We start from the raw sequence: 5,865 nt of genomic DNA on the forward strand, positions 1-5,865 counted from the left end.
CGTCGATTGTGCGCGACCAGGTGGTTCTTGGCGGTATTCACGGCGATGCGGTGCAGCCACGTATAGAACTGGGAATCGCCCCGGAAATTGCCCAGCGCGCGATAAGCACGCAGGAACGTCTCCTGGGCCACGTCCTGGCACTCGCTCCAGTCATGGATGTAACGCCCGATCAGCGCCACCACGCGATGCTGGTACTTGCGCACCAGCAGGTCGAAGGCCGCGCTGTCGCCGCGTTGCACGCGCCTGACCAGCTCGAGGTCCAGCTCCTGGGTTGGATCAACTTCGGCCATGCCGGGCCGCACTCCTGTCGGCTCGGCGGTGGCCGGGCCCTGTGACCGCGCTAGCGGGGGAAAGTTCAACGCTTTGTCCAAACCGTTGCCCTATCAAGAATTTAACCGGCGCAACGGGAACATCCCCGGTGCCGTGGTCACGCCCGTGACGGCGTTCCCTTTCCATATGTGGATTTGACGGGGACGAAACAACCTCGGGATGATAGCGGCCTTCTCCATACGTGAACGGATGGTCTCCTGCATGGCCGCGAACTTCGATGGGCTGCGATTCAGTCACTGGCAGACCGAGCTGCGCGCCGACGGCATCGTCGTGCTCGCGTTCGACCGCCAGGGCGCCAGCGTCAATGCGTTCTCGCAGGATGTCCTGATCGAACTGGCCGACATCATCGAACGCCTGGCCATCGATCCGCCCAAGGGCGTGGTGTTGCGTTCGGCGAAGGCGTCGGGCTTCATCGCCGGCGCGGATCTGAAGGAATTCCAGGAGTTCGACCGCAAGGGCACCGTCAACGATGCGATCCGCCGCGGCCAGGCCGTCTTCCAGAAACTGGCCGACCTGCCCTGCCCAACGGTGGCAGCGATCCACGGCTTCTGCATGGGCGGCGGCACCGAGATTTCGCTGGCGTGCGACTACCGTGTGGCCAGCAGCGATCCGTCCACCCGCATCGGCCTGCCCGAAGTGAAGCTGGGCATCTTCCCCGGCTGGGGTGGCAGCGCGCGCCTTCCGCGCCTGGTGGGTGCGCCGAAGGCGATGGACATGATGCTCACCGGCCGCACCCTGTCGGCGAGCTCGGCCAAGGCGATGGGCCTGGTCGACAAGATCGCCGAACCGGCCGTGCTGGTCGACGCCGCCGTCGCATTGATCGCGTCGCGCCCGCAACGCCCCTTCAAGCAGCGCTTCACCGGCTGGATCAGCAACAGCTGGCTCGCGCGCCAACTGCTGGCGCCGCAGATGCTCAAGCAGGTCGCTCGCAAGGCGCCGAAGGCGCACTACCCTGCGCCCTACGCACTGATCAACGTCTGGAAGACCGCCGGCGGCAAGGGCATCCAGGCGCGCCTGGATGCCGAGCGCAAGGCGGTGGTGAAGCTGGCCGGCACGCCGACCGCGCGCAACCTGATCCGCATCTTCTTCCTCACCGAACGGCTCAAGGGCCTCGGTGGAAGGGACCACGGCATCGCGAATGTGCATGTCGTCGGCGCCGGCGTGATGGGCGGCGACATCGCGGCGTGGTCCGCCTACAAGGGCTTCAACGTCACCCTGCAGGACCGTGAGCAGCGCTTCATCGATGGCGCGCTCTCGCGTGCGCAGGAATTGTTCGCCAAGAAGGTGAAGGACGAGAGCAAGCGCCCCGCCGTGGCCGCGCGCCTGAAGGGCGACCTGGCCGGCGATGGCGTGCCGCAGGCGGACCTGGTGATCGAGGCGATCATCGAGAACCCCGAGGCCAAGCGCGATCTCTACCAGACCRTCGAGCCGCGCCTGAAAGCCGATGCGCTGCTGACCACGAACACCTCGTCGATTCCGCTTACCGAACTGCGCGAGCACATCCAGCGTCCGGCGCAGTTCGCCGGCCTGCATTACTTCAACCCGGTGGCGTTGATGCCGCTGGTGGAGATCGTGCAGCACGACGCGCTGGACGAAGCGAACGTCAAACGCCTTGCCGCGTTCTGCAAGGCGCTGGACAAGTTCCCGATGCCGGTCGCAGGCACGCCGGGCTTCCTGGTCAACCGCGTGCTGTTCCCGTACATGCTGGAAGCCGCGACCGCGTATGCCGAAGGCATTCCCGGCCCGGTGATCGACAAGGCCGCGGTGAAGTTCGGCATGCCCATGGGACCGATCGAACTGATCGACACCGTGGGCCTGGACGTGGCGCAGGGTGTGGGTGCGGAACTGTCGCCCTTCCTCGGCCTGCAACTGCCCGCGGCACTGGCCACGGTGGAACCCGGGAAGCGCGGCAAGAAGGACGGCCAGGGCCTGTACAAGTGGGAGAACGGCAAGGCCGTCAAGCCGCAGGTGCCGCAGGAGTACAAGGCGCCGGACGATCTGGAAGACCGCCTGATCCTCCCACTGCTCAACGAAGCGGTCGCCTGCCTGCACGACGGCGTGGTCGCCGATGCCGACCTGCTCGATGCCGGCGTGATCTTCGGCACCGGCTTCGCTCCGTTCCGCGGCGGCCCCATCGAGCACGTGAAAGCGGTCGGCCCCGACGCATTGCGGGAAAAGCTCAAGGCACTGCAGGCGCGCCACGGCGACCGCTTCGCGCCGCGCCCGGGCTGGGACAATCCGGCACTCCGTCAGCCAACGGTCTGATCCGCGCATGGAAAAGGCCGCTCCCGAGCGGCCTTTCTCTTCCCGCGCCCAGCGTGGGGCGAAGATGTCAGCCCTCAGGCAACGCTTGCGTCATCACCCAGTCTTCCTTCGGGTCGTCGCCGATGTAGAAGATGGACCGGCCGACGCTCTGGAAGCCGTGCTTGCGCCAGAAGCGGATTGCCTGCGGCGCCTCCTGCCAGACGGTAAGCCATGCCGAACGCGAGCCTCGCAGCTTGGCCGCCGCCAGCAGGTGCGAGACCAGCACGGCGGCGATGCCCTTGCCGTGGAAGGCCTCGTCAAGGTAGATGCGCGCCAGTTCCACGGTGGGCCGCAGCACCACCTCGGTCGGCGGCACCGTGCCCCAGCGCAGCTGCGCATAGCCGGCCCACACGCCGTCCTGCTCGACGATCAGGGTCAGCGTGTCGGGGTCGCGGATCTCTTCGGCCTGGCGCTCGGGCGAATACATCGCGGCCACGTGCGCCGCCACATTCTCCGGCGTGCTGCAGTGGCCGTGGGTGGCAAGGAACGTGCGCCGCATCATCGTGGACAGGGCGGCGGCTTCGGAAGGGCGTGCGGGGCGAACGGTGATACCGGCTTTCATGCCGTAAGTCTTGCCTGTTTCCATCCCCAAGACAACGCAGGCACGCACACGGAGAGGTCAGCGCACCTTCACCAGCCGATGCCAGGGGCTCACCAGAGCATGACTAGCGTCGCGCGAACACCTCGGGCGGCGCGCGTACCGGGCTGCGTTCGGCCGCGACATCCTCGATGACGCCGAGCTGCGCCGAGAAATCCGCCAGCCGCGACCAGACATAGGGCTGCAGGTCATCCGGCGCGCGGTCGTAGACCTGCCGCCACAGCGCATCCATGAACGCGCGCGGATCCTCGCGCAGCGCCCCGCGCTCGATGCGCTGACCCGCCGCGGCCAGGATGGCCCGAATGTCCGCCAAGGTCTCCATGCCTCGAGACTAAGCCGCCTGGATGCCCATCGTGTGACACGAGACGTCGATTTCCGACGATCGGCGCGGTTCTGTGAAGCCGGTTACGGATCGCGCCCGGCGATGCATCCGAATCGCGACCGCTGTACGCAGGAATGACGCGCTGCGCCACGCCGGGGCACCGCGGTCACGGCGTGGGGATGTCTTCGCGGAACAGCCACAGCATCGCGCGTCGGTAGGTTTCGCCGATCGTCGCCGCATGTGTGCCGTCCTGGATCGTCAGCAGGGTCACCCGCCATGGTGCACCCATCGACGCTGTGGACCAGTGCGTGGTCCAGTCGCGCGCGATGCGCTGGCGCTCGGCCGTATCGCGCGTGCCGCTGGCGACTGCCACGCGCAGATCGGCGCGCGTGTGCGGGCGCGCTGCGACAAACAGCGCTTCACGCGCCGGCCCGGGTGAGGGATTGCTGGCGATTCGTCCCCAGAACAGGTCCGGATCCTGTAATGCGGACCACAGCACGAAGGAACCGGCGCGCGACTGTCCCACCAGCACGCGCCGCGCCGGGTCGGCGGCATAGCGACGCTCGACTTCGGGCACCAGGTGCGCGCGCAGGAACGCGAGATAGCCCGGCGCTCCGCCCTGCTCTGCGGTGGGATCGCTGCCCGGCGCCGTGAAATCGACGTGGCGCTTGTTGATAGCCGGGTCGAAGCCACCGTAGGCGATGCCGACGATGATCGCTTCGGGCAATCGCTCGTCGTAATGCAGGAACAGATGCGTCGGCGCCAGCAGCGGAAACAGGCTGTCGCCGTCCAGCACGTACACCACCGGGTAGCGCGTGACCGATCGGGCGTCATAGCTCTCGGGATAGCGGACGTAGACGTGGTGCACGCGACCGGAACCCGGATCGGTCAGCGGGAAGTAGTCGCCCTTCAGGGCGGGGAGGTGTTCCAGCGGGGTCGCCGGAGGATGAGACGCGGCCGCGGGCGGCGCTGCGCGGGCCGTCGACACCGCCATCGTCAGCAGCCCTGCGAACAAGAGGATCGTRCAGCGGATCATGCGGAATTTCCATCACGGCCGCGCCCTGCGGCGGTGCCCATTATGGCGACCAGCGACCGCTCCAAGCGACAACGAGGGGGCAGACTATGCGCAGCCATCACGCCCGGCCACCCTCGCCTCGTGATCACCTCCCGTAGCCTGTTGCCCATGACCCAGAGCCCAGAACTGCTGCGCCGGCTGTTGCGCGCCAAGGACCGGATGGATGCCTTCCCCGACCAGGCRTGGCCGGTCGAGCGGCTGGCGGAGGTCAGCGCCGTTTCACCCGCGCACTTCGCGCGTTCGTTCAAGCAGGCCTTCGGCCTGCCGCCGCACCGCTACCTGCTGACGCGGCGCATCGAACGCGCGGCATCCCTGCTGTGCGATACCGACGCACCGGTCATCGATATCGCCCTGAAAACCGGCTGGACCAGCATCGGCACCTTCGGCCGCATCTTCCGCGACATCACCGGTGAAAGCCCGCGCGAGTGTCGCCAGCGCGCACGCGCATCCGCGACCCTGGCCGGCGCCATCCCCGAGTGCGTGCTGCGTGCGGCCGAACGTCCTGACCTGAAGACCGCAGTTTTGGAGAAGCGCAGGCAGGCCGTCGCAGCTACGGTGGCGCCACCAACGAAGGAGGTCCCATGATCCAGGGCATCGATGTGATCGGCGTGTACGTCCGCGACCAGGACGAGGCGCTCGCGTTTTACGTGGACAAGCTCGGCTTCCGCGTGCAGGCGGACGTACGCAACGGCGACTATCGCTGGCTGACGGTGCAGCATCCCGAACAGCCCTCGGTGCAACTCGGTCTGTTCATGCCAGGCCCGCCCCTGCACGACGCCGCCACCACCGCCGCGCTGGACAGCCTGGTCGCCAAGGGCGCGATGCCGCCGCTGGTGCTGACAGTGAAGGACTGCAAGGCCACCTACGAAGCCCTGAGCGCGAACGGCGTTGAGTTCATCCAAGCGCCCATCAGCCGCTACGGCCAGGTGGATGCGGGCTTCCGCGATCCTTCCGGCAACGGCTGGAAGATGATTGAACGCCAGCACAAGGAGATGCCGTGAGCATCGCGCGTCTTTCCCGCCAGAGCCATCGCGGGCTATCCATCGTGTTCACCCTCACTGTCGTGCTCAACTTCGCCTGGCGGGCGGCGGTGACCGGCGAACCACCGGCGTGGGTGACGTACTCGCCCCTGCCGCCGTTGTTCCTGCAGTTGATCACCGGGCTTTGGCTGTTCGCCCTGCCTTGGCTGGGCAGCAAGCGCGCAAGCGCCGCGGGCCCGTGACGATGGTGCTCACG

General features: G+C 67.4%; 8 protein-coding genes. 4 read left to right on the plus strand and 4 right to left on the minus strand.

Annotated elements, in window-relative coordinates:
- Positions 1 to 290 (minus strand): sigma-70 family RNA polymerase sigma factor (locus tag AC04L7_RS11085; protein ID WP_475513009.1); only part of this gene is annotated, 290 nt, incomplete at its 3' end.
- A gap of 241 nt (positions 291 to 531) precedes the next feature.
- Between AC04L7_RS11085 and AC04L7_RS11090 the strand changes: the two genes are divergently transcribed.
- Positions 532 to 2,595: a 3-hydroxyacyl-CoA dehydrogenase NAD-binding domain-containing protein gene (locus AC04L7_RS11090; protein ID WP_475513010.1), complete on the plus strand. Its 2,064-nt coding sequence runs from the start codon at positions 532 to 534 to the stop codon at positions 2,593 to 2,595.
- A 67-nt stretch (positions 2,596 to 2,662) separates the two neighbouring features.
- Here AC04L7_RS11090 and AC04L7_RS11095 read toward each other — a convergent pair whose 3' ends face one another.
- The 3 genes from AC04L7_RS11095 to AC04L7_RS11105 all read right to left on the minus strand — a co-directional run bounded on the left by AC04L7_RS11095 (position 2,663) and on the right by AC04L7_RS11105 (position 4,590).
- Complete coding sequence (locus AC04L7_RS11095; RefSeq protein ID WP_296280144.1) at positions 2,663 to 3,196, minus strand: GNAT family N-acetyltransferase; 534 nt, start codon at positions 3,194 to 3,196, stop codon at positions 2,663 to 2,665.
- Positions 3,197 to 3,299: 103 nt separating this feature from the next.
- The gene (locus AC04L7_RS11100) at positions 3,300 to 3,545 is read right to left on the minus strand and encodes a hypothetical protein (RefSeq protein WP_475513011.1); all 246 of its coding nucleotides are present in this window, start codon (positions 3,543 to 3,545) and stop codon (positions 3,300 to 3,302) included.
- Positions 3,546 to 3,720: 175 nt separating this feature from the next.
- A complete protein-coding gene (locus AC04L7_RS11105) occupies positions 3,721 to 4,590 on the minus strand; it encodes an alpha/beta hydrolase (protein ID WP_435997854.1) in 870 nt (289 codons plus the stop codon).
- Positions 4,591 to 4,737: 147 nt separating this feature from the next.
- Here AC04L7_RS11105 and AC04L7_RS11110 point away from each other — a divergent pair, with 147 nt between their 5' ends.
- The 3 genes from AC04L7_RS11110 to AC04L7_RS11120 are packed head-to-tail and all read left to right on the plus strand — an operon-like array spanning position 4,738 to position 5,851.
- On the plus strand, positions 4,738 to 5,214 hold the full coding sequence (locus AC04L7_RS11110) for a helix-turn-helix domain-containing protein (RefSeq protein WP_435997852.1): 477 nt from the start codon (positions 4,738 to 4,740) through the stop codon (positions 5,212 to 5,214).
- Positions 5,211 to 5,630, plus strand: a complete 420-nt coding sequence (locus AC04L7_RS11115; protein ID WP_435997850.1) for a VOC family protein — start codon at positions 5,211 to 5,213, stop codon at positions 5,628 to 5,630. The genes AC04L7_RS11110 and AC04L7_RS11115 overlap by 4 nt, the downstream gene beginning before the upstream one ends.
- A complete protein-coding gene (locus AC04L7_RS11120) occupies positions 5,627 to 5,851 on the plus strand; it encodes a hypothetical protein (protein ID WP_435997848.1) in 225 nt (74 codons plus the stop codon). Before AC04L7_RS11115 ends, AC04L7_RS11120 begins: the two co-directional genes overlap by 4 nt.
- Positions 5,852 to 5,865: the final 14 nt, after the last annotated feature.

The sequence above is a fragment of the Pseudoxanthomonas sp. LjRoot204_2 genome (assembly GCF_056175765.1).